This is a genomic window from Kitasatospora sp. NPDC057542, assembly GCF_042801945.1.
GTDB lineage: Bacteria > Actinomycetota > Actinomycetes > Streptomycetales > Streptomycetaceae > Kitasatospora.
In genome coordinates, this window is the sequence record NZ_JBHVFE010000103.1 from 1 (window position 1) to 22,914 (window position 22,914).

The following is a 22,914-nucleotide window of genomic DNA, read 5'->3' on the forward strand; positions in this document are numbered from 1 at the left end:
GCTGCGGGTCGGGGAGGGGGCGCCCTTCTGTGCGCTCGAAGGCTGTGCCGGATTAGGGGGGAGGGGTGCTCTCCTGTACGACGGGAGGGGCGCGTGGGGAGGGAGAGGGGCGCGCGCCCTGGGGTGGAGCGCAGGCGTGGAGAACTGGGAGGGGGCGTGCGGGAGTTGGGGAGGGTGTGGGGCGTGGGCAGGTACGGCGAAGCCGCCGTCACCCCTGGGGTGACGGCGGCTTCGTAGTCGGGCGTCAGGCCTTGCGGAGCTGGAAGGTGAGGCCGAGGGAGTCGTCGGCGAAGGTCTCGGAGTCCCAGTCGGCTGCGCCGGCGGCGAAGTCGGTGGCGAGGACCTCCTCGGCGACGAGGGGGCCGTGCTCGGCGATGGCCTCGGCGGTCTCGTCCGAGGTGGCGCGCCAGCGCAGGACGATGCGGTCGGCGACGTCCAGGCCGGAGTTCTTGCGGGCCTCCTGGATCTGGCGGATCGCGTCGCGGGCGATGCCGAGGCGCTTGAGCTCCGGGGTGATGGCCAGGTCGAGGGCGACGGTGGCGCCGGACTCGTTGGCGACGGCCCAGCCCTCGCGCGGGGTCTCGGTGATGATCACCTCGTCCGGAGAGAGGGTGATCGTCTCGCCGTCCAGCTCGACCGAGGTCTCGCCGTTGGCGCGCAGCTCGGCGGCCAGGCGGGCGGCGTCGGCGGCGGCGACCGCCTTGGCGACGTCCTGGACGCCCTTGCCGAAGCGCTTGCCCAGCGCGCGGAAGTTGGCCTTGGCGCTGGTGTCGACCAGCGAGCCGCCGACCTCGGCGAGCGACTCCAGGGTGGAGACGTTGAGCTCCTCGGCGATCTGCGCGCGCAGGTCGGCGGGCAGTTCCCCCCAGCCCTGGGCGGCGACCAGCGCGCGGGAGAGCGGCTGACGGGTCTTCACGCCGGACTCGGCGCGGGTGGCCCGGCCCAGCTCGACCAGGCGGCGGACCAGCGCCATGTGCCGGGAGAGCTCGGTGTCGATCAGCGACTCGTCGGCCTCCGGCCAGGTGGTCAGGTGCACCGAGGCCGGGGCGTCCGGGGCGACCGGGACGACCAGGTCCTGCCAGACCCGCTCGGTGATGAACGGGGTGAGCGGGGCCATCAGGCGGGTGACCGTCTCCAGCGCCTCGTGCAGGGTGGCGAGCGCGGCGGCGTCGCCCTGCCAGAAGCGGCGGCGGCCGCGGCGGACGTACCAGTTGGACAGGTCGTCGACGAAGCCGGAGAGCAGCTTGCCGGCGCGCTGGGTGTCGTACGCCTCGTAGGCCGCGTCGACCTCGCGGACCAGGGTGTTCAGCTCGGACAGCACCCAGCGGTCCAGCTGCGGGCGGTCGGCCGGGGCCGGGTCGTTCGCCGAGGGTGCCCAGTTCGAGGTGCGGGCGTACAGGGCCTGGAAGGCGACGGTGTTCCAGTAGGTGAGGAGGGTCTTGCGGACCACCTCCTGGATGGTGCCGTGGCCGACCCGGCGGGCCGACCAGGGCGAGCCGCCGGCCGCCATGAACCAGCGGACGGCGTCGGCGCCGTGCTGGTCCATCAGCGGGATCGGCTGGAGGATGTTGCCCAGGTGCTTGGACATCTTGCGGCCGTCCTCGGCCAGGATGTGGCCCAGGCAGACGACGTTCTCGTAGCTGTTCTTGTCGAACACCAGGGTGCCGACCGCCATCAGCGTGTAGAACCAGCCGCGGGTCTGGTCGATCGCCTCGGAGATGAACTGCGCCGGGTAGCGCTTCTCGAACAGCTCCTTGTTCTGGTACGGGTAGCCGTACTGGGCGAAGGGCATCGAGCCCGAGTCGTACCAGGCGTCGATGACCTCGGGCACGCGGGTGGCGGTGCCGCCGCAGTCGCGGCAGGCGAAGGTCACCGCGTCGATGTACGGGCGGTGCGGGTCGAGGCCGCTCTGGTCGGTGCCGGTGAGCTCGGTGAGCTCGGCCAGCGAGCCGACGCAGGTGAGGTGGCCCTCCTCGCAGCGCCAGATCGGCAGCGGGGTGCCCCAGTAGCGGTTGCGGCTGAGCGCCCAGTCGATGTTGTTGTTCAGCCAGTCGCCGAAGCGGCCGTGCTTGACCGTCTCCGGGAACCAGTTGGTGGCCTCGTTCTCGCGGATCATCGCGTCCTTGACGGCGGTGGTCCGGATGTACCAGGACGGCTGCGCGTAGTAGAGCAGCGCGGTGTGGCAGCGCCAGCAGTGCGGGTAGCTGTGCTCGTACGGCAGGTGGCGGAAGAGCAGGTCGCGCTCCTTGAGGTCCGCGACCAGGGCCTCGTCGGCCTTCTTGAAGAACTGGCCGCCGACCAGCGGGACCTCGGGGGCGAAGGTGCCGTCGCCGAGCACCGGGTTGACCACCGGCAGGCCGTACCTGCGGCAGGTCGCGAGGTCGTCCGCGCCGAAGGCGGGGGACTGGTGGACGATGCCGGTGCCGTCCTCGGTGGTGACGTAGTCGGCGGTGACGACGTAGTGCGCGTTCTCGATCTCGACCAGGTCGAAGGGGCGGCGGTAGGCCCAGCGCTCCATCTCGGCGCCGGTGAAGGACTCGCCGGTGGTCTCCCAGCCCTCGCCGAGCGCCTTGGCGACCAGCGGCTCGGCGACGACGAGCTTCTCGTCGCCGTCGGTGGCCACCACGTAGGTGACCTCCGGGTGGACGGCGGCGGCGGTGTTGGAGACCAGGGTCCACGGGGTGGTGGTCCAGACCAGCAGGGCGGCCTGACCGGCCAGCGGGCCGCTGGTCAGCGGGAAGCGGACGAAGACCGAGGGGTCGACCACGGTCTCGTAGCCCTGGGCCAGCTCGTGGTCCGAGAGGCCGGTGCCGCAGCGCGGGCACCAGGGGGCGACGCGGTGGTCCTGGACCAGCAGGCCCTTGTCGAAGATCTGCTTGAGCGACCACCAGACGGACTGGACGTACGACGGGTCCATCGTCCGGTAGGCCTCGTCGAGGTCGACCCAGTACCCCATGCGGGTGGTCAGCTCGGAGAAGGCGTCGGTGTTGCGGGTCACCGACTCGCGGCACTTGGCGTTGAACTCGGCGATGCCGTACGCCTCGATGTCCTGCTTGCCGGAGAAGCCCAGCTCCTTCTCGACGGCGAGCTCGACCGGCAGGCCGTGGCAGTCCCAGCCGGCCTTGCGGGCCACGTGGTAGCCCTTCATGGTCCGGTAGCGCGGGAAGACGTCCTTGAAGACGCGGGCCTCGATGTGGTGGGCGCCGGGCATGCCGTTGGCGGTGGGCGGGCCCTCGTAGAACACCCACTCGGGGCGGCCCTCGGACTGCTCCACGCTGCGCTGGAAGATCTTGTTGTCCTGCCAGAAGGACAGGATCTGGTGCTCCAGGGCAGGCAGATCCACCTGCGCGGGGACGGGGTTGTAGGTCATGGCCATCGCGGGCGTCTACCTCCGGCGGATGCTGGGACTGGATCCTCCGGAGGGACGAGACGGCACGGCCGCCCCGCGGTACCACCCTCCTTGGCCGCGGTGTTGCGTTCGCGGCCCTCTTGTTTGGGCTTGCTGCCGGGTCTAGTGGGCCGCCGCGTCCGGTGTGCGGTGGCCGTTCTTCCGGCGGCTCCGGGGTGATCTTCCCGCCGTGCACACCCCCGGGCTCGCACCGTCCCCGGGTCGCTGGTGGCTGCGTACGTCGGTACTCGTCCCATCTGCGCCTCGCAGAGCCAGTGTATCGGCCGGGCGAGTCGGTTTGTCCAAACCGTTTCCGGGCGGGCACCCGGGGGCGTCCGGCGGCGGAGGTTAGCCGGAGTCGATCTGGGCACACATTCCTGAGCGCAACGGGGCGTGACGATTGGGGCGGCTGCCTGGGTGGGATCGTTATGAGGCGCCGGTATGTCATGTTGTGACCGGTTTTGCTCGGGATTATCGTTCCGGCACTGGAAGCCGCCGGGAACCGGCGGCTCGATTCGTTCGTAGATGGGGTCGAAAGCCATGGCTGAGAAGGGAACCGGCGCGGGTACCGCCACCAAGCGGGCACGCAAGGCCGTGGCGGTCGACCCAGGGGAGGGGACCGTGACCACTACCGCACCGAAGAGCAGCACCGACACCGTCACCGCACCGCGCGGCGCCGAGTCCGTGGACCCGGCCACGCTGCCGGTCCGGCCCGGCGAGGACCCGTGGACCACCGAGGAGGTCCACGAGCTGCACGACGAGCTGATCAGTGAGCTGGAGCGGCTCCGCAACGAGATCGGCGCCGCCGAGGCGGCCATCTCCGGCCTGATGCGCGACTCCAACGACGGAGCCGGTGACGACCAGGTGGACGCCGGTACGAAGAACATCTCGCGGGAGAGCGAGCTGGCGCTGGCCAACAACGCGCGGGACAGCCTGGCCCAGACCGAGCGCGCGCTGGAGCGGCTGGAGGGCGTCGGCTTCGGCATCTGCGAGTCCTGCGGGCAGGCCATCGGCAAGGCCCGGATGCAGGCCTTCCCCCGGGCGACGCTCTGCGTGCAGTGCAAGGCCAAGCAGGAACGCCGCTGAACCGGGCGACCGGAGCGACGTGGGGGGTCGGGCTTGCCGTACGCTCGACCCCGTAACGTCGCCTGACGCGTTCGCGAACGCGGGCAGGTCGTCACCGGCCCACCACCCTCCCCCTCCTGCGGACCGGGGGAGCTCCATCGGCAGCGGAGCGGATCATCAGTACGCAAGGTTCCCCCCAGACCCGGGACGACGCCGTCCCGTCCCCCGCCGATGCCGTGGAGGTGCCCGTGGCCGATCCGAGCGGGGCGGCGTCCGTGGACGACGCGACGGCAGAGCGGCCCAAGGGCCCGCGCCGGGTCGGCGTGCTGCTGGTCGTCGCGGTGCTCGCCTTCCTGATCGACCTCGGCAGCAAGCTGCTGGTCGTCGCCCGGCTGGAGAACCACGCCCCGATCAAGGTGATCGGGGACGTGGTCACCTTCCAGGTGATCCGCAACTCCGGTGCTGCCTTCGGGATGGGGCAGGCGCTGACCGTCGTCTTCACGATGATCGCCTCCGCCGTCATCGTGGTGATCTGGCGGATCGCCCGCCGGCTGTACAGCCTGCCCTGGGCGATCGCGCTCGGGCTGCTGCTCGGCGGGGCGCTCGGCAACCTCACCGACCGGCTGTTCCGCGCGCCCGGCGTCTTCCGCGGGCACGTGGTGGACTTCATCTCCGTCCAGCACTTCGCCGTCTTCAACCTCGCGGACTCGGCGATCGTCTGCGGCGGGATCCTGGTGGTGCTGCTCTCCTTCCGGGGCAGCAACCCGGACGGAACCGTCCACCAGCAGACCGAGAAGACCGAGAAGGCCGAGAAGACGGAGCGGACCGAGAAGTAGCGCCCGGCCACCGGCGCGCAGGGGCGTGTCGTGTTTCCGGCATACTCGTACGGGTGAGTACCGCAGCGCAGATCCGCAGCCTCCCCGTACCCGACGGCCTGGAGGGTGAGCGCCTCGACGCCGCCCTGGCCCGGATGTTCGGTTTCTCCCGGACCAAGGCCGCCGAGCTGGCCGCCGACGGCAAGGTGACGCTCGACGGCGCCACGGCCGGCAAGTCGGACCGGGTCACCGCCGGTTCCTGGCTGGAGGTCGAGATCCCGGCCCCGGCCGCCCCGGTGCGGATCGTCGCCGAGCCGGTCGAGGGCATGCGGATCGTGCACGACGACGAGGACATCGTGCTGGTCGACAAGCCGATCGGCGTCGCCGCGCACCCCAGCCCGGGCTGGACCGGCCCCACCGTGATCGGCGGACTGGCCGCGGCCGGGTACCGGATCTCCACGTCGGGCGCCGCCGAGCGCCAGGGCATCGTGCACCGGCTGGACGTCGGCACCTCCGGGCTGATGGTGGTCGCCAAGTCGGAGCGCGCGTACACCGACCTCAAGCGGCAGTTCCACGACCGGATCACCGAGAAGCGGTACCACACGCTGGTGCAGGGCCACCCGGACCCGATGAGCGGGACGGTGGACGCGCCGATCGGACGGCACCCCAGCTCGGACTGGAAGTGGGCCGTCACCCGGGAGGGCAAGCCGTCCGTCACCCACTACGACCTGATCGAGGCGTACCGGGCCGCGTCGCTGCTGGCGATCAAGCTGGAGACCGGGCGCACCCACCAGATCCGCGTCCACATGTCCGCGCTGCGGCACCCCTGCGTGGGCGACCTGACGTACGGCGCCGACCCGACGCTGGCCAAGCGGCTGGGGCTGACCCGGCAGTGGCTGCACGCGGTGTCGCTCGGTTTCGAGCACCCGTCGGACGGTCAGTGGGTCGAGTTCTCCAGCGAGTACCCGGAGGACCTCAAGAAGGCGCTGGACATCATCGCGGCGGAGAGCTGAGGTGCCGGCCGCTGCCATCCGGGTCGCCGAGGGCGAGGCGGACCTGGAGCTGGTGCGGGCCGTCCGGCGTGAGGTGTTCATCGTCGAGCAGAACGTGCCGGAGGAGCTGGAGTACGACGAGTACGACGCGACCTCGGTCCACCTGCTGGCCGTCGCGGCGGACGGGGCCGCCCTGGGGACGGCGCGGCTGATCTTCGGCGAGCAGGCGCGGAAGCTGACGGGCGGTATCGACGGACGGGTGCTGCTCGGGCGGCTCGCGGTCGTCGCGGCGGCCCGGGGGACGGGGCTGGGCGCGGAGCTCGTCCGGGCGATCGAGGCCGCGGGCGCCGAGCGCGGGGGCGTGGAGGTCGAGCTGCACGCGCAGGTGCAGGCGCTCGGGTTCTACGAGCGGATGGGCTACGCGGCGCAGGGGCCGGTGTACGACGATGCGGGGATTCCGCATCGGACGATGACGCGGGTGCTGTAGGCGTTCGGGGCGGGCGGGGCCGGACTTTCGGGAGGGGTTTCCGGTGCTCGCCTCGCCTCCCGCGTCGCGCGGTTCCGCCCCCGGCGCCCCTTGCGGGGCGCTGGGGGCTTTCGTCTTCGGGACGGACGCGGGTCAGCCGTCGGTGGTGCGGAGGCGGGGGAGGGCGTGGGGGTGCTCGTCGCGCAGGTGGGCGATGAGCTGTTCGCGGATGTCGAAGCGGAGCTGGGCGGCGTCGTCGGGGGTGCGGGCGGTCATGGTGGCGCGGACGACGATGGTGCTGGGCGTGGTGTCGGTGACCTGGAGGGCCCACTCCGTGCCGTCCCAGAGCGGGTGCCGGTCGAGGCAGGCGCGCAGGGCGGTGCGCAGCTCGTCCACCGGGGTGGTGTGGTCGAGGTGGAGCAGGACGGCGGCGAGCAGGCCGGGGTCGCGGCGGGTCCAGTTCTCGAACGGCCGGCTGACGAAGTACGAGACCGGGACGATCAGCCGGCGCTGGTCCCAGAGCCGGACCACCAGGTAGGTGAGGGTGATCTCCTCGACGGTGCCCTGCTGGCCGTCCACCACCACGATGTCGCCGATCCGGACGGTGTCGCCGAAGGCGATCTGGAGGCCGGCGAAGAAGTTGCCCAGGGTGCTCTGGGCGGCGATGCCGGCCACGATGCCGATGATGCCCGCCGAGGCGAGCAGGCTGGCGCCGATGGCACGCATGGCGGAGAAGGTCAGCAGCATCACGGCCACCGTGACCACGACGATCAGGGCGCTGACCACCCGGCGCAGCATGCAGATCTGGGTGTGCACCCGCTGGACGCGCGCCGGGTCCTCGATACGGGTCTCGTAGCGGCTGAGCAGGGCCTCCAGGACGGCGGCCACCACGCGGACGGTGAGCCAGCCCAGGGAGGCGAGCAGGAACAGCAGGAGCAGGTGCTGCGCGCCGTCGCCGCGCTTCAGGTGGAAGACCCGCTGGAGCGGCTTGGCGGCGATCAACAGGGCTGACACGACAGTGAGTTGGAGCGGGATCCGGCAGCGGCGGAGCAGCGGCCAGACCGGTGCCGCGGGGTGGCGGGCGGCGGTCCGCTGGAGGGCCTGGTCGACGATCCAGCCGACCGCCAGGGTGGCGGTGACGGCGGCGAGCAGCGAGATCAGCAGCCAGGGCATGCGCCGTACGATACCCGGGCATGGTGGGGTGAAACGGACGAAACGGTGTGGTGGCTTTATCGGGCGCCTACCCGGACGGCGGATACGATCAGCGCCCATGGAGTTCGGTGGGGCATGGCGTCGTTGGCGCGCCCGGGGAACAACGGTCCGACGCAGGCTGCTCGCCGGGGCGGTGGCCCTGGTGGCGGTGGCCGGAGCCGGTACCGCGACGGTGGCGTCCGGCGGTGAGCAGGCGGTCCATCAGGAGGACCGTTTCCTCAGCATGCCGGAGACGCCGGGCAGCGCCCAGCAGATCCAGCTGGACACCTCCTTCTTCACCGCCGGCGGCGGTCCGCGCCCGGCGGTTCTGCTGGCGCACGGCTTCGGCGGCTCCAAGGAGGGCGAGCGCGAGCGCGCCGAGCAGCTGGCCCGGCAGGGGTACGCGGTGCTGACCTGGTCGGCGCGCGGCTTCGGGCACTCGGACGGCAAGATCGGGCTGAACGCGCCCGACCGCGAGGTCGAGGACGTCAAGCACCTGGTGGACTGGCTGGCCCAGCGGCCCGAGGTGCAACTGGATGCGGCCGGCGACCCGAAGGTCGGCATCACCGGCGCCTCGTACGGCGGGGCGGTCTCGCTGCTGGCCTCCGCGTACGACCACCGGATCGACGCGGTGGCCACCCAGATCACCTGGTGGAACCTGGCCGACGCGCTGTTCCCGCAGGGCGTGCAGGGCTCGGGCGCGGCGGACGGCGTGTTCAAGAAGCTGTGGGCCGGGATCTTCTTCACCACCGGCTCGGCCGGGGACCTCGGCCCCTCGGGCGAGGCGCCGCGGGAGAACGGCGGGCCGAAGCCGAAGGCGGACGGGCCGGTCGGCTGCGGGCGGTTCCTGGAGTCGCTCTGCCAGATGTACGACCGGGTCGCCACCGCCGGGCACGCCGATCCGGAGGCCGTCGCGCTGCTGGAGCGCTCCAGCCCGTCCTCGGTGGCGGCGCAGCTCAAGGCGCCCACGCTGGTGGTGCAGGGGCAGCAGGACTCGCTGTTCCCGCTGGACCAGGGGGACAGGATCGCCAAGGCGGTGGCCGCCAACGGCGCGCCGGTGGCGGTGGACTGGTTCGCCGGCGGTCACGACGGCGGGACGGACACCAGCGCGCGGGTCGACGACCGGGTGACGGCCTGGTTCGATCACTACCTGAAGGGGCGCAGCAACGACACCGGCGCCGCGTTCCGGGTCACCCGCACCGGCGGGGTCGACTCGACCGGCTTCCAGGCGGTGCTGCGCGGGGCCACCGCCGACCGGTACCCGGGGCTGGGCGGGACCGGGTCGCGGACCGTCGAGCTGACGGGCGGTGAGCAGACCCTCGCCAATCCGCCCGGCGGCGCGCCGCCAGGGATCTCGACGCTGCCGGGCGTCGGTGCGCTCAGCCAGGCGGCCTCCCTGGGCGCCGGGCTGTCACTGGACTTCCCCGGGCAGAACGCCGCCTTCGACTCGGCGCCGCTGGACTCGCCGCTGCACCTGACCGGGCAGCCGACCGTGCCGGTGCGGGTCACGGCGGACCGGCCGGACGCGGTGCTGTTCGCGAAGCTGTACGACGTCGGGCCGGACGGCAAGGCGGTGCTGCCGCAGCAGCTCGCCGCCCCGCTGCGGGTCACCGGCGCGGACGCCGGGCAGACGGTCACCGTGGCGCTGCCGACCGTGGACCACACCTTTCCGGCCGGGCACCGGGTGCGGCTGGTGCTGGCGAGCACCGACCTCGCGTACGCCTCGCCGGCCGAGCCGGCCACCTACCGGGTGGCGCCGGCCGGGGCGCTCACCGCGCCGACCGTCGAGGAACTGGTCACCGAGGCGGCGCCGCTGCCCTCGCGCACCTGGGTACTGCCGGTCATCGCCGTACTGGCGGCCGCGGCCCTGGTGCTGGCGCCGCGGCTGCGGCGCCGGCGGGGCGCCGCCGGGCCCGGCTTCGATCCGGAGCTGGCCGCGGTGCCGCTGCAGATCAGCGGGCTGAGCAAGCGCTACAAGGGTGCCCAGGACCGCTACGCCGTACGGGAGCTGGGTTTCCGGGTGGAGCAGGGGCAGGTGCTCGGACTGCTCGGGCCGAACGGCGCGGGCAAGACCACCACGCTGCGGATGCTGATGGGCCTGATCCGGCCGGACGCCGGGGAGATCCGGATCTTCGGGCACCTGGTGCGGCCCGGCGCGCCGGTGCTGTCGCGGGTCGGCGCGTTCGTGGAGGGCGCGGGCTTCCTGCCGCACCTCACCGGGCGGGCCAACCTGCGGCTGTACTGGCAGGCGACCGGACGGCCGGAGGCCGACGCGCGCTTCGACGAGGCGCTGGCCATCGCCGGGCTCGGCGAGGCGCTGGACCGTGCGGTGCGGACGTACTCGCAGGGCATGCGGCAGCGGCTGGCGATCGCGCAGGCGATGCTGGGGATGCCGGACCTGCTGATCCTGGACGAGCCGACCAACGGGCTGGACCCGCCGCAGATCCGCGAGATGCGCGAGGTGATGATCCGGTACGCGGCCGGCGGGCGGACCGTGATCGTGTCGAGCCACCTGCTGTCGGAGGTCGAGCAGAGCTGCACGGACCTGGTGGTGATGGACCGCGGGCAGCTGGTCACGGCCGGCCCGGTCGGGGACATCGTGGGCGCCGGCGAGCTGCTGATGATCGGCATCGCCGGCCCGTACGACCCGGTGCCCGTGGTCGAGAAGGTGGCCGCGCTGGCCGGGGTCGGCTCGGTGGAGGCCGTCGAGGGTGGACTGCTGGTGCGCCTGGACGGGCTGGCGGCCGGCGGGCTGCTGGCCGAACTGGTGCGGCTGGAGGTGCCGGTGGAGAGTGCCGGCCCGCAGCGGCGGCTGGAGGACGTGTTCCTGTCGTTGATCGGAGGTGGAGCGTGAGCGTCGTCCCGATGGACCACGCGGAGTCGATGGACCATGCCGAGGGGTACCGGGCGAGCCGGACGCTGCCGCTGCGGGTGGAAGCGATGCGGCAGCTGCGCCGGCGCCGCACGCTGGTGATCGGCGCGGTGCTGGCCGCCATGCCGTTCGTCATCCTGGCCGCGTTCCAGATCGGCGGCACTCCGGGCCGTCCGGGCCGGACCACCTTCATCGAGCTGGCCACCGCCTCGGGGGCCAACTTCGCGGTCACCATGCTGTTCGTCGGCACCGGCTTCATGCTGGTCGTCCCGGTCGCGCTGTTCTGCGGGGACACCGTCGCCTCCGAGGCCAGCTGGTCCTCGCTGCGCTACCTGCTGGCCGCACCGGTGCCCCGGGCCCGGCTGCTGGCCCGCAAGTTCGCGGTCGGACTGGCGTTCTCGGCGGCGGCGGTGGTGATGCTGCCCGCGATCGGGCTGGTCGTCGGCACGGCGGCGTACGGCTGGGGGGACCTCAGGCTGCCCGCCGGGGTCAGCCTGCCCGCCGGGCAGGCGCTGCCCCGGATCGCCATCGCGGTGGCCTTCGTGTTCCTCAGCGAGATCGTGATCGCGGCGCTGGCGTTCTGGCTCTCCACGGCGACGGACGCGCCGCTGGGCGCGGTCGGCGGCGCGGTGTTCGCCTCGATCGTCACCGGGGTGCTGGACGCCGTCACCGCGCTGGGCGACCTGCGGGAGTGGCTGCCGGCGCACTGGCAGTACTCCTGGGCGGACGCCCTGCAGCCGCAGCTGGAGTGGGGCGGCATGGTGCAGGGCGTCTCGCTGTCGCTCTCGTACGCGGTGGTGCTGCTGGCGCTGGCGTTCCGGGGGTTCGCACGCAAGGACGTGGTGTCGTAGCCGGACGCGGGGTCACAGGGCCGGGCAGGGCATGCGGGATCATGGGTGGGTAGCTGACCTCCCTGGTGAAGGACCCGAACCGTGGCCCAGATCGTCCTCTTCCACTCCGCCTACGGCCTGCGCCCCGCCGTGCACGCCGCCGCCGAGCGGCTGCGTGCCGCCGGGCACACCGTGCACACGCCGGACCTGTTCGACGGGCGGACCTTCGAGTCCGTCGAGGAGGCGCAGGAGTTCCAGGAGGAACTCGGCGGCCGCGACGAACTGCTGCGGCGGGCCGTGACGGCGGTCGCGTCGGTGTCCGAGAGCGGGCTGGTGTACGCCGGCTTCTCGCTCGGCGGCGCGGTGGCGCAGAACCTGGCGCTGGCCGACGAGAAGGCGCGCGGGCTGCTGCTCCTGCACGGCACCTCCGACCTGCGGGAGGACGCCGCCACCGAGATCCCGGTGCAGCTGCACATCGCGGAGCCGGACCCGTTCGAGCCGGAGGACTGGCTGAACGCCTGGTACCTGCGGATGCGGCGGGCCGGGGCGGAGGTCGAGGTGCACCGCTACCGCGGCGCCGGGCACCTGTTCACCGACCCGGAGCTGCCGGACTACGACGCCGAGGCGGCCGAGCGGGCCTGGGTGGCGTCGCTGGACTTCCTCGCGGAACTGGACGCCTGACGCGGGACTGGACGGCCGGCGCGGGGCTGGGGTGGTTCGACCGGCGCACGGGTGAGGCGGGAGTGGCGGGGTCCATTCTCCATAATCCATGGAATTATGGAGAATGTTCCGGGCGGGAAGCGCCCGGGGCCGCCCGTCCGCACCGCCCACCGCTGACCCGGGGAGAGACATGGCCGGCACCGCCCCCGCCGAGAAGACCACCGGCATACCCGACGATCCCGGCGAGGCGCAGCGCCGCATCCTGCGGGTGCTGGTCGCCTCCCAGGTGCTCAGCGGCGCGGGGCTTGCCGCGGGAGTGACGGTCGGTGCCCTGCTGGCGCAGCAGATGCTCGGCTCCACCAGCCTGGCCGGGCTGCCGAGCGCGCTGTTCACCGCCGGATCGGCGCTGGCCGCCGTGGCCGTGGGCCGGATCTCGCAGAGCCGGGGCCGCCGCCCGGGGCTGGCCGCGGGGTACCTGACCGGGGCGGTCGGCTCGGCGGGCGTGATCGCGGCGGCCGTGCTGGACAACCCGCTGCTGCTGTTCGTCGCCCTGTTCGTGTACGGGGCGGGGACGGCCACCAACCTGCAGGCGCGGTACGCCGGGGCCGACCTGGCGAGTCCGGACCGGCGGGCGCGGGCGGTGTCCACCGTCCTGGTCGCCACCACGCTCGGCGGCGTGGCCGGGCCCAACCTGGCCGCGCCGACCGGGCGTCTCGCCGAGGGGCTGGGGATTCCGGCACTGGCCGGCCCGTTCGTCCTGTCCGGCCTGGCCTACGGGCTGGCGGGGCTCGTCCTCGCTCGGTGGCTCCGGCCGGACCCGCTGCTGCTGGCCCGGACGCTCGCCGGGGCCGGGCCTGCGGGCGACAGCGCGGTGACGGGCGCGGCCGACGAGCGGGCCGGACGCGGGGGTGTGGCGCTCGGGGGGCTGGTCATGGTGCTCACCCAGCTGGTGATGGTGGCGATCATGACGATGACGCCGGTCCACATGCACGACCACGGGCACGGGTCGGCCGCCTCCGGGCTGGTCATCGCGATCCACATCGGCGCGATGTACCTGCCGTCGCCGGTCACCGGGTGGCTGGTCGACCGGTACGGGCGGATGGCGGTCGCGGCGTCGTCCGGGGTGGTGCTGCTGGCGGCGGGGATGCTGGCCGCCGCGGCGCCCGGGGACTCGGTGGCGCTGCTGGCACTCGCGCTGGCGCTGCTGGGGATCGGCTGGAACCTCGGCCTGGTCTCGGGCACGGCGATCATCGCCGACACGGTGCCGCTGGCCACCCGGGCCAGGACGCAGGGCCTGGTGGACGTCTCGATCGCGATCGCGGGCGCCACCGGCGGGATGGCCTCCGGGATCATGGTCGCGGCCACGAGCTACCCGGTCCTGGCCCTGGCGGGCGGGCTGGTGGCGCTCGGGCTGGTGCCGGCGGTCGCGGTGAGCGCCTACCGGCGGTGAGGGCCCTTCGGGGCTCCCGAGCCGGCCGGGTGGTAATCCGATGGCCCCGCCGGGGCGCGGTCGGTACCGTGTCCGCCGACCGGTGTCGGGGTGGACGGGGGAGTGCCGATGGGCGCGGCGGAGCAGGTGGACCGGACGCGGGCGCGGGTGTTCGGCGAGGCGGCGGAGCTGTACGACGCCGCCCGGCCGGGGTACGCGGACGCGCTGGTGACGGACGTGCTGGCGTACGCGGAGCTGGGCGGGCGCCCGGCGGTCGAGGTCGGTGCGGGGACGGGCAAGGCCACCGTGCTGTTCGCCGGGCGCGGGGTGCCGCTGGTCTGCGTCGAGCCGGACCCACGGATGGCCGAGGTGCTGCGGCGCAACACCGGGGGGTACCCGCAGGTCCGGGTCGAGAACGGCGGCTTCGAGGAATGGGCGGCGGACGGGCGGGAGTTCGGGCTGCTGTTCGCCGCCACGTCCTGGCACTGGCTGGACCAGGCGCGCCGCTGGGACCTGGTGCACGATGCGCTCGGACCGGGCGGCGCAGTGGCGCTGTTCTGGAACCCGCACGGGGTCCTGGACGGCGGACCGTACGACGAACTCGCCGAGGTGGACCGGAAGTTCGGGGTCGAGAACGCGCCGCACGGGCAGCGGGCCTCGTTCTACGGCCCGGAGGCGGGCGGCGGGGACCCGGGCTGGCCGGAGCCCGAGTGCCGGCGGGACGGCCGGTTCGCCGACCTGCGGGCCGTCCGGTACCGGGAGGAGGTCTGGTACGAGACCGGGCGCTACCTCGACTTCCTGGCGTCCGTCTCCACCTACCGGGTGCTGCCGGAGGAGCGGCGGGAGGGAGTGCTGGCCGAGACGGCCCGGGTGCTCGACGCGCGGGGCGGCGGGATCGGGATGCTGCGCGTCAACGACCTGTTCCTGGCACGGCGGGGCGCTTAGGACGCGGGCGGGCGGGGTGGCGCAGGCCGGGGGGCCGGCCAGGGTCTGGTCGGGGGCTGGTCAGGCGCGGCGGAGGCGGCCGTGGACGAAGAGGGCCAGGAAGACGACGGCGCCGAGGCCGCAGGCCGCGATGCCGAGGCCGAGCAGCATGATCGTGGTGTCGTCGACGCCCCGGACGAACTCGCGGACGGTGTGGCCGGAAGCGTCCACGGTGACCCGCTCGCCGTCCGGGTGGTCGGAGATGTAACGGGCCATGGCGACGACGCCGCCGACGCAGAGCACCGAGCCCAGCAGCAGCCGGCCGCCGGCCCGGCGGGTCCACGCCTCGGCGTCGAGCATCCGGGCGTTGGGGCAGTGGTCGATCACCGCGTTGCCGAGGGTGGAGGCGCCGGCGGCCAGGCCGTCCACCCGGACGCGTCCGCCGCCGGACAGGCCGAGGACGCAGCGGTAGTCGTTGCCGAACCGGTGGGCGTAGGCGCCGGCCGCGCCGCTGCGGGCCGGGACGGTGATGGTGGCGATCTGCGTCCAGGTCCAATGTCCCTTGGGCCCACGGGCGTTGCCGTGGACCAGGCCGTACGCCCGGACCTCGAAGTACTCGCCGGCGCCGCCGCGCAGGGCCCGTACGGCCTGGGAGGCGCCGAGGACGAGCCCGCAGATGCCGAGGCCGAGGGCAACGCCGAGAGCCTGGCCGCCGCCCGAGTCGCCACCGGGGCCGCCGTCCTGAAGGAGGGCCCACAGGCCCAGTCAGGAGGCGAGGACGCCGATCGTCAGAGCCCAGGCGGCGTTGATCCACCGGGTGCGGGTGGCGACCGGGTGGCGGCTGACGAGGGTGCCGAGGGCGTCGGGGGTGGCGGTGGTCTCGGTCACGGTGGTCAGTCAAGCAGGGGTGACCAGCCCGCCTCAAGAGTGGTGATCCGTACGAGGATTGACGGTAGGTCGGAATGCGGTCCGCCCGCCCGGGTGGAGGTCCGGGCGGGCGGAGCGAAGAAGGACGGGGTCAGCGCGGCGTCGGCCTGATCACGGCGAAGGGGGCGCCCTGCGGGTCGGCGACCACGCTCATCCGGCCGGCCACCATGTCGAAGGGCGGGGCGAGGACGGTGCCGTTGCGCTTGACCAGGGCGTCCACGGTGGAGTCGACGTCGTCGACCGCGAAGTAGGTCAGCCAGTGGGCCGGAGTGCCGGGCGGGTCGTTGGCGAGCAGGGTGGCGCCGCTCACGGCACGGCCGTCGACCCGCAGCTCCCAGTAGGTGTCCGCGCCGTCCAGCGGCTCGAACCCGATGCCGAACGCCTCGCCGTAGAAGGCGGTGGCGGCCGGGATGTCGCTGGTGTGCAGCTCGTTCCAGATCAGCGCGCCGGCCTCGTTGACGACCTTGGCGCCGAAGAACTCGCCCGGCTGCCAGGCGCCGAACACCGCGCCCTGCGGGTCGGCGGCGATCAGCATCCGGCCCAGGTTGCCGACGTCCACGACCGGGACGAGCAGGGTGCCGCCGGCGGCGACGATCGCGTCCTGGGTGGCCTGGGCGTCGGCGGTGGCCAGGTAGCTGGTCCAGACGGTCGGCGGCTCCGGCATCCCGTCGGGGGACGTCGCCGCGCCGATGCCGGCCACGGTCTTGCCGTCGAGCTCGCAGACGGCGTAGCCGCCGAACTCCGCCTTGCCGACTTGTCCCTGCCAGCCGAAGAGGTCGCGGTAGAAGTCCAGTGCGGCCTGCTGGTCCTTGGCCATCAGATCGACCCAGCACGGCGTGCCGGTCGCGTACGGGGTGGTGACCTCGGGCATTTTGACCCTTTCTGGTGGGTTTTGCTGCCGGTCACGATTTCGTCGCGGGAGGCGGATCGCCACTCGACACGCCGCCACGGGGCGTGCCCCTGGCCGGCGGGTTCGGGACTTCCTGTGCGGGGCCACCTGCGGGGCGGGATGAGCGCGGTGCCACCGTCGAGGTCGATGCCCGTGCGGGGCGGGGCGCCGGCGTGGTCGTCGTCCCGCAGGGTGAGCCGGGCCCGGCGCTGCTCGATCCGGACGCGCTTGTCGGCGTTGAGGAAGGCGTGCAACTCCTCGGTGGCGGTCGCGCCGAGGCCGAGCCCGCCGGTTCGGACGCGGGCGGAGAGTCGTCGCTCCGGGTGTCGTCACCGCCCTCGGGCGGCTCCGCCCGGCGAGGACGCCCGACCGCCGGGCCCCGCCGCCCGCACGCCGGGGGCTGGGGCACGATGGACCCCATGCACACCGACCACTACGCGCCGGCGACCACCCTCCCCGGTCTCCTCCAGCGCGGCCGAGGCCAGGGCGCGCTGATAGCCGCCGAGGACCGGGCTTCGGTCGCCGACCTGGTCTACGGCTGCATCCGCTGGGACTGGCGGTGGGACTCGCAGGTCGACGACCGGCACCTCTACCTCGCCCGGCTGATCCGGGACTTGGAACTTCCGCTCGCGCCGGTGGTGGAGTTGCTGTCCGGCGACGAGGACACCCGGTACCGGGCCACCGGCGTTCTGGAGCTGCTCGTGCTCGGCGGCTCGCAGGAAGCCCGGGCGGTACTGCCGGACTCCGTTCCGGAGGCGGACGGGCCGATCACGCGTCACCGCATGACGGATCCGTACCCGGACCGCGACAACGCGAGCCTGCTCGCCCTGCTGCGCGATCCGGAAGAATCCGAACGCGCCAAGGGGACCGCTCTGCGCGCACTGTCGCTCCGCCCGCCGGAGCCCGCGCTGATCCCGCTGGCACCCCGGCTCGGCGCCGCCGACGGCACCCGGCAAGTGCCGTTCCTGGGGAGGGCCGTCGGGCAACTCGCCGAGCAAGCCGTACCAGCGGCTCGGGAGTGGGCGGCCTCGGAGCAGGGCTGGCTTTCCGGGCTCGGCTTCGCGGTGCTGGCCGGCCACGGCGACGAGAGCGACATACCGGCCCTCGTCGCCGAGCTGGAGAGGTGCTGGGCGATCCAGGCCTGGTGCGGCCCGGACACCCTTGCGGGCGGCCTGGCGCGCTTCGGCTCGAAGGCCGCCGACGCCGTCTCCCTGCTGCGCCGCTTCTGGCTCTCGACCCCGCACTCGTACGAGCGCCCCGCCTACCTGGAGGCGTTGGCGGCGATGGGGGCCGCCGGCACGGCCGAGGCGTACACCGAGTCGCTCTGGGACTGTGAAGCGGGAGCCCGGCTCCTCGGCGTCGAGCACGCCCCCGACCGGGGCGACGTGAGGGCCCGCTTGACGTACCTGCGGGACGATCCGATGGAGGAACCGGAGGTCCGCGAGGCCGCCGGGGCACGACTCGCCGGATCGGTGTAGCGCATGCCCGAGCAGACGGACCCGTACGCCTACGCACCGGTGGACACCCTCCTCGGCCTGCTCCAGCGCGGCCGGGGCCTGGGCGCGCTGCAGGCCTCCGAGGACCCCGTCGCCGCCGCCGACGCCGTCTACGCCTGCATCCGTACGGACTGGCGCTGGGACTGGCTGGTCGACGAGCACCGCGTCTACCTCGCCCGGCTCCTGCGGGACCTGGACCTCCCGCTCGGCCCCGTGGCCGACGCCCTGGCCACCGCGGACGACCACGACGCCGAGGAGGCCGCCCGCATCCTCGAACGGCTGGCACTCGCCGGCTCCGCCGAGGCGCGGGACATCCTGCGGGCGTACATCCGCGAGGGCGAGCAGTGGCTGTCCGTCCTGGAGTCCGTGTCCGAACGCTGGCCGGTGGAGTGGTGGGAAGATCTGGGCGACGTCGCACGGGCACGCCTCGGCGGCGACGACGACCCGACGCCCTGGGCGAAGGCCTGGGAGCACTGGGGCGTCTCCATCCCCACCCCGGAACGCAAACCCCCGAAGCCCGACCCGCCGGCCGAGCCGACGAACGCGGAGCTCCTGGAGATCATCGCCGCCCCTGGCTCGTCGGAGGACCGCAGGATGGACGCCATGTACGTCCTCCACCACCACCGCGACCCGGAGCCCGGCCTGGTCCCGCTCGTCCCCTCGCTCGGCACGGCGGACGGCAAGCACTCGCTGCCCCTGGTGACGGGCCTCCTGGCGAGGCTCGGCGCCCACGCGATGCCCGCCGCCCGCGACTGGGCCGCCTCGGGCACCCGCTGGCTGGCCCGGGAGGGCCTGAGGGTGCTGGCCGGGCACGGGGAGCCGCAGGACGTCCCGGTGCTCCTCGCCCAGCTGGAGAAGGACTGGGCGCACCGCACCTGGTGCGGCCCGATGCTCATGGCGCAGGGCCTGGCCCGCCTCGGGCCCGAGGCCGCCGGAGCCGTCCCCTTCCTCCGCCGTTTCTGGGTGCGCACCCCGCACTCGTACGAGCGCCCCGCCTACCTCAGGGCGCTGGCCGCCATCGACCCCGCCGGACTGGACGAGGCGTACGTCGAGTCGCTCTGGGACTCCCAGGCCGAAGCCCGGCTGCTCGGGGTCGAGCGGGCCCCCGACCGCCCCGGCGTGCGGGAGCGCCTGGCCTACCTGCGGGACGATCCGATGGAGGAGTCCGAGGTCCGCGAAGCCGCCGGGGCGCGACTCGCCGGGCCGGCCCGGGCGCCCCTTCCGGCGGACGGGGAAGCCGTTCGAGGGGGGCTAGAGTAGACGCGTGAACGTGTGAGTGATGGTCCGGACCCCGCGAGGTGCTCCGGGCCACATCCATTTCCAGGGGTAACCCCTGTGACCTGCACGTTCGCCGGCCCACCAGACCAGCACCAGAGCCTCCGGAGGCCCCGCCTTGAGCGACCAGCCGTTCGCGCATCTGCACGTCCACACCGAGTACTCGATGCTGGACGGTGCCGCCCGGCTGAAGCAGATGTTCAAGGAGGTCGAGCGCCTCGGTCAGACCCACGTGGCCATGACCGACCACGGCAACATGTACGGCGCCGCCGAGTTCCACAAGCAGGCCACCGCCGCCGGGATCACCCCCGTCATCGGCATCGAGGCGTACGTCGCCCCGGAGTCCCGCTCCAACACCAAGCGCGTCCTATGGGGCCAGCCGCACCAGAAGAAGGACGACGTCTCCGCGTCCGGTGCCTACACCCACAAGACCATCTGGGCCCGCAACAAGGAGGGCCTGCACAACCTCTTCAAGCTGACCTCGCGCTCCTACGCCGAGGGCTGGCTCGTGAAGTGGCCCCGGATGGACAAGGAGCTGATCTCCGACCTCTCCGACGGCCTGATGGCCACCACCGGCTGCCCCTCCGGCGAGGTGCAGACCCGGCTGCGCCTCGGCCAGTTCGACGAGGCCCTGAAGTCCGCCGCCGACTACCAGGACATCTTCGGCAGGGAGAACTACTTCCTGGAGCTGATGGACCACGGCCTCGACATCGAGAAGCGGGTCCGCGACGGGCTGCTGGAGATCAGCAGGAAGCTGAACATCCCCCCGGTCGTCACCAACGACTCGCACTACACCACCGAGGCCGACGCCGGCGCGCACGACCTCCTCCTCTGCGTCCAGACCGGCAAGAACCTGTCCGACCCGGACCGCTTCCGCTTCGACGGCACCGGCTACTACATCAAGTCCGCCGCCGAGATGTACGCCCTCGACTCCTCGGACGCCTGGCAGGAGGGCTGCCGCAACAGCCAGCTCCTCGTCGCCTCCCGGGTCGACACCGAGGGCATGTTCAAGTTCAAGAACCTGATGCCCCGCTTCCCCATCCCGGAGGGCTTCGAGTCCGAGGCGGACTTCTTCAAGTCCAAGGTCTGGGAGGGGATGGACTGGCGCTTCCCGGGCGGGTACGACGAGGAGCACAAGAAGCTCGCCGAGTACGAGATGGACACCATCATCCAGATGGGGTTCCCGGCGTACTTCCTCGTGGTCGCCGACTTCATCATGTGGGCCAAGAGCCAGGGCATCGCGGTGGGCCCCGGCCGTGGTTCGGCGGCCGGCTCGCTGGTCGCCTACGCGATGGGCATCACCGACCTCGACCCCATCCCGCACGGCCTGATCTTCGAGCGCTTCCTCAACCCCGAGCGCATCTCCATGCCCGATGTCGACATCGACTTCGACGAGCGCCGGCGCGGTGACGTGATCCGCTACGTGACGGAGAAGTGGGGATCCGACAAGGTCGCCATGATCGTCACGTACGGCACCATCAAGGCGAAGGCCGCCATCAAGGACTCCTCGCGAGTCCTCGGCTACCCGTACGCGATGGGCGACCGGATCACCAAGGCGATGCCGCCGGACGTCATGGGCAAGGGCATCCCGCTCTCCGGCATCACCGACTCCTCGCACCCCCGCTACAGCGAGGCCGGCGAGATCCGCGGGCTGTACGAGACCGACCCGGACGTCAGGAAGGTCATCGACACCGCGCGCGGCATCGAGGGCCTGATCCGCCAGCCCGGCGTGCACGCCGCAGGCGTCATCATGTCCGCCGAGCCGCTGACCGACCACATCCCGGTCTGGACCCGGCACACCGACGGTGTCACCATCACGCAGTTCGACTACCCGACCTGTGAGGGCCTCGGCCTTCTCAAGATGGACTTCCTCGGCCTGCGCAACCTGACGATCATGGACGACGCCGTCAAGGCGATCGAGAAGAACAAGGGCATCAAGATCAACCTGCTTGATCTGCCCCTGGACGACAAGCCGACCTACGAACTCCTCGCCCGCGGCGACACGCTCGGCGTCTTCCAGCTCGACGGCGGCCCCATGCGCTCGCTGCTGCGGCTGATGAAGCCCGACAACTTCGAGGACATCTCCGCCGTCCTGGCGCTGTACCGCCCGGGCCCGATGGGCGTCAACTCCCACACGAACTACGCGCTGCGCAAGAACGGGCAGCAGGAGATCACCCCGATCCACCCGGAGCTGGAGAAGCCCCTGGAGGAGGTGCTCCGGCCCACCTACGGCCTGATCGTCTACCAGGAGCAGGTGCAGAAGGCCGCGCAGATCCTGGCCGGCTACTCGCTCGGCCAGGCAGACCTGCTGCGCCGGGCCATGGGCAAGAAGAAGAAGGAGATCCTGGAGGCGGAGTTCGTCCCCTTCCAGAAGGGCTGCCGCGAACGCGGTTACTCCGACGCGGCCATCCAGGCGGTGTGGGACGTCCTCGTCCCCTTCTCCGGCTACGCGTTCAACAAAGCGCACACCGCCGGCTACGGGCTGGTCTCGTACTGGACGGCCTACCTCAAGGCCAACTACCCGGCCGAGTACATGTCCGGCCTGCTCACCTCCGTCAAGGACGACAAGGACAAGTCCGCGGTCTACCTCAACGAGTGCCGCAAGATGGGCATCCAGGTGCTGCCGCCGGACGTCAACGAGTCGGACTCGGACTTCACCCCGCACGGTGACACCACGGTCCGCTTCGGCCTCACCGCCATCCGCAACGTCGGCGGGCCGGTGGTCGACTCGATGATCCGGACCCGGAAGGCCAAGGGGAAGTTCGCGTCGTTCTCCGACTTCCTGGACAAGGTGGAGTCGGTGGTCTGCAACAAGCGGACCGTCGAATCGCTGATCAAGGCCGGCGCCTTCGACTCGCTGGGGCACACCCGCAAGGGCCTGAGCGCGCAGTTCGAGCCGATGATCGACAACGTGGTCGGCGTGAAGCGCAAGGAGGCCGAGGGGCAGTTCGACCTCTTCGGCGGCGACGCCACCACGGACGAGCCGAGCTTCGGGCTGGACGTCGTCTTCTCCGAGGAGGAGTGGGAGAAGTCCTTCCTGCTCACCCAGGAGCGGGAGATGCTCGGCCTGTACGTCTCCTCGCACCCGCTGCACGGCATCGAGCACGTGCTCGCCGACAAGGCGGACTGCGCGGTGGCCGATCTCGCGGAGCGGCCGGACGGGACGATCGTCACCATCGGCGGCATCATCTCGGGCCTCCAGCGGAAGATGACCAAGCAGGGCAACGCCTGGGCCATCGCGACGGTCGAGGACCTGGCGGGCTCGATCGACTGCATGTTCTTCCCGGCCAGCTACCAGCTGGTGTCCTCGCAACTGGTCGAGGACGCCGTCGTCTTCGTGCGTGGCAAGCTGGACAAGCGGGAGGACGTGCCGCGACTGATGGGGATGGAACTGTCCGTCCCGGACCTGTCGAACGCGCACGCCGAGGCGCCGATCACCATCAACATCCCGAGCGGGAAGGTCACCCCGCCGCTGGTGGCCCGACTCGGCGAGGTGCTCGGGAGCCACCGCGGCACCACCGAGGTGCGGGTGCGGCTGGAGAGCCGCAACAAGACCACGGTGCTGCGGCTCGACCGGCACCGGGTGAAGTCGGACCCGGCGCTGTTCGGGGACCTGAAGCAGCTGCTCGGGCCGAGCTGCCTGGCGGGATGACGTCAGACGCGCTTCGCGAAGTTCCCCGCGCCCCTTTCGGGCG

At 72.5% G+C, this 22,914-nt stretch carries 18 protein-coding genes; 12 read left to right on the forward strand and 6 right to left on the reverse strand.

The features are described 5' to 3' along the window. Positions 1–244: 244 nt before the first annotated feature. A complete protein-coding gene (gene ileS, locus ACFU7Y_RS15775; protein ID WP_224276940.1) occupies positions 245–3,376 on the reverse strand; it encodes an isoleucine--tRNA ligase in 3,132 nt (1,043 codons plus the stop codon). Between the two features lie 552 nt (positions 3,377–3,928). Between ileS and ACFU7Y_RS15780 the strand changes: the two genes are divergently transcribed. The 4 genes from ACFU7Y_RS15780 to ACFU7Y_RS15795 all read left to right on the forward strand — a co-directional run bounded on the left by ACFU7Y_RS15780 (position 3,929) and on the right by ACFU7Y_RS15795 (position 6,747). Then, positions 3,929–4,474 (forward strand): TraR/DksA family transcriptional regulator, encoded by a 546-nt coding sequence (locus ACFU7Y_RS15780; RefSeq protein ID WP_380768274.1) that lies wholly within the window; start codon positions 3,929–3,931, stop codon positions 4,472–4,474. Between the two features lie 227 nt (positions 4,475–4,701). Further along, complete coding sequence (gene lspA / locus ACFU7Y_RS15785) at positions 4,702–5,289, forward strand: signal peptidase II (protein ID WP_308020159.1); 588 nt, start codon at positions 4,702–4,704, stop codon at positions 5,287–5,289. Positions 5,290–5,342: 53 nt separating this feature from the next. Continuing rightward, positions 5,343–6,281, forward strand: a complete 939-nt coding sequence (locus ACFU7Y_RS15790; protein ID WP_224276954.1) for an RluA family pseudouridine synthase — start codon at positions 5,343–5,345, stop codon at positions 6,279–6,281. A 1-nt stretch (position 6,282) separates the two neighbouring features. Beyond that, positions 6,283–6,747 carry a GNAT family N-acetyltransferase gene (locus tag ACFU7Y_RS15795; RefSeq protein WP_224276955.1) on the forward strand — a complete coding sequence of 155 codons (465 nt, stop codon included), beginning with the start codon at positions 6,283–6,285 and terminating at the stop codon, positions 6,745–6,747. Between the two features lie 132 nt (positions 6,748–6,879). On the opposite strand, the gene ACFU7Y_RS15800 is transcribed toward ACFU7Y_RS15795, so the two are convergent. Next, positions 6,880–7,899 carry a mechanosensitive ion channel family protein gene (locus ACFU7Y_RS15800; protein WP_380768277.1) on the reverse strand — a complete coding sequence of 340 codons (1,020 nt, stop codon included), beginning with the start codon at positions 7,897–7,899 and terminating at the stop codon, positions 6,880–6,882. Between the two features lie 97 nt (positions 7,900–7,996). Between ACFU7Y_RS15800 and ACFU7Y_RS15805 the strand changes: the two genes are divergently transcribed. The 5 genes from ACFU7Y_RS15805 to ACFU7Y_RS15825 all read left to right on the forward strand — a co-directional run bounded on the left by ACFU7Y_RS15805 (position 7,997) and on the right by ACFU7Y_RS15825 (position 14,653). Next, positions 7,997–10,771, forward strand: a complete 2,775-nt coding sequence (locus ACFU7Y_RS15805; RefSeq protein WP_380768279.1) for an alpha/beta fold hydrolase — start codon at positions 7,997–7,999, stop codon at positions 10,769–10,771. Between the two features lie 11 nt (positions 10,772–10,782). Beyond that, a complete protein-coding gene (locus ACFU7Y_RS15810) occupies positions 10,783–11,640 on the forward strand; it encodes an ABC transporter permease (RefSeq protein ID WP_224276991.1) in 858 nt (285 codons plus the stop codon). 81 nt (positions 11,641–11,721) lie between these two features. Beyond that, positions 11,722–12,300 (forward strand): dienelactone hydrolase family protein, encoded by a 579-nt coding sequence (locus ACFU7Y_RS15815; protein WP_224276962.1) that lies wholly within the window; start codon positions 11,722–11,724, stop codon positions 12,298–12,300. A 169-nt stretch (positions 12,301–12,469) separates the two neighbouring features. Further along, complete coding sequence (locus ACFU7Y_RS15820) at positions 12,470–13,729, forward strand: MFS transporter (RefSeq protein WP_380768281.1); 1,260 nt, start codon at positions 12,470–12,472, stop codon at positions 13,727–13,729. 108 nt (positions 13,730–13,837) lie between these two features. After that, the gene (locus tag ACFU7Y_RS15825; RefSeq protein WP_224276973.1) at positions 13,838–14,653 is read left to right on the forward strand and encodes a trans-aconitate 2-methyltransferase; all 816 of its coding nucleotides are present in this window, start codon (positions 13,838–13,840) and stop codon (positions 14,651–14,653) included. A 60-nt stretch (positions 14,654–14,713) separates the two neighbouring features. Here the strand turns inward: ACFU7Y_RS15825 and ACFU7Y_RS15830 are convergent, their stop codons facing one another. From ACFU7Y_RS15830 to ACFU7Y_RS15845, 4 genes are all read right to left on the reverse strand, one after another. Next, positions 14,714–15,061 (reverse strand): hypothetical protein, encoded by a 348-nt coding sequence (locus tag ACFU7Y_RS15830; RefSeq protein ID WP_380768283.1) that lies wholly within the window; start codon positions 15,059–15,061, stop codon positions 14,714–14,716. A 336-nt stretch (positions 15,062–15,397) separates the two neighbouring features. Further along, on the reverse strand, positions 15,398–15,520 hold the full coding sequence (locus tag ACFU7Y_RS15835) for a hypothetical protein (RefSeq protein WP_380768285.1): 123 nt from the start codon (positions 15,518–15,520) through the stop codon (positions 15,398–15,400). A 130-nt stretch (positions 15,521–15,650) separates the two neighbouring features. Beyond that, positions 15,651–16,430 carry a VOC family protein gene (locus tag ACFU7Y_RS15840; protein ID WP_380768287.1) on the reverse strand — a complete coding sequence of 260 codons (780 nt, stop codon included), beginning with the start codon at positions 16,428–16,430 and terminating at the stop codon, positions 15,651–15,653. After that, positions 16,376–16,702, reverse strand: a complete 327-nt coding sequence (locus tag ACFU7Y_RS15845) for a DUF6191 domain-containing protein (RefSeq protein WP_380768288.1) — start codon at positions 16,700–16,702, stop codon at positions 16,376–16,378. The genes ACFU7Y_RS15840 and ACFU7Y_RS15845 overlap by 55 nt, the downstream gene beginning before the upstream one ends. Before the next feature lie 165 nt (positions 16,703–16,867). Between ACFU7Y_RS15845 and ACFU7Y_RS15850 the strand changes: the two genes are divergently transcribed. The 3 genes from ACFU7Y_RS15850 to dnaE all read left to right on the forward strand — a co-directional run bounded on the left by ACFU7Y_RS15850 (position 16,868) and on the right by dnaE (position 22,871). Beyond that, positions 16,868–17,926, forward strand: coding sequence for a hypothetical protein (locus ACFU7Y_RS15850; RefSeq protein WP_380768290.1), 1,059 nt, complete (start codon positions 16,868–16,870; stop codon positions 17,924–17,926). A 3-nt stretch (positions 17,927–17,929) separates the two neighbouring features. Beyond that, positions 17,930–19,204 (forward strand): hypothetical protein, encoded by a 1,275-nt coding sequence (locus tag ACFU7Y_RS15855; protein ID WP_380768292.1) that lies wholly within the window; start codon positions 17,930–17,932, stop codon positions 19,202–19,204. A 133-nt stretch (positions 19,205–19,337) separates the two neighbouring features. Continuing rightward, positions 19,338–22,871 carry a DNA polymerase III subunit alpha gene (gene dnaE, locus ACFU7Y_RS15860; protein WP_224276985.1) on the forward strand — a complete coding sequence of 1,178 codons (3,534 nt, stop codon included), beginning with the start codon at positions 19,338–19,340 and terminating at the stop codon, positions 22,869–22,871. The last annotated feature ends 43 nt before the right edge of the window (positions 22,872–22,914 follow it).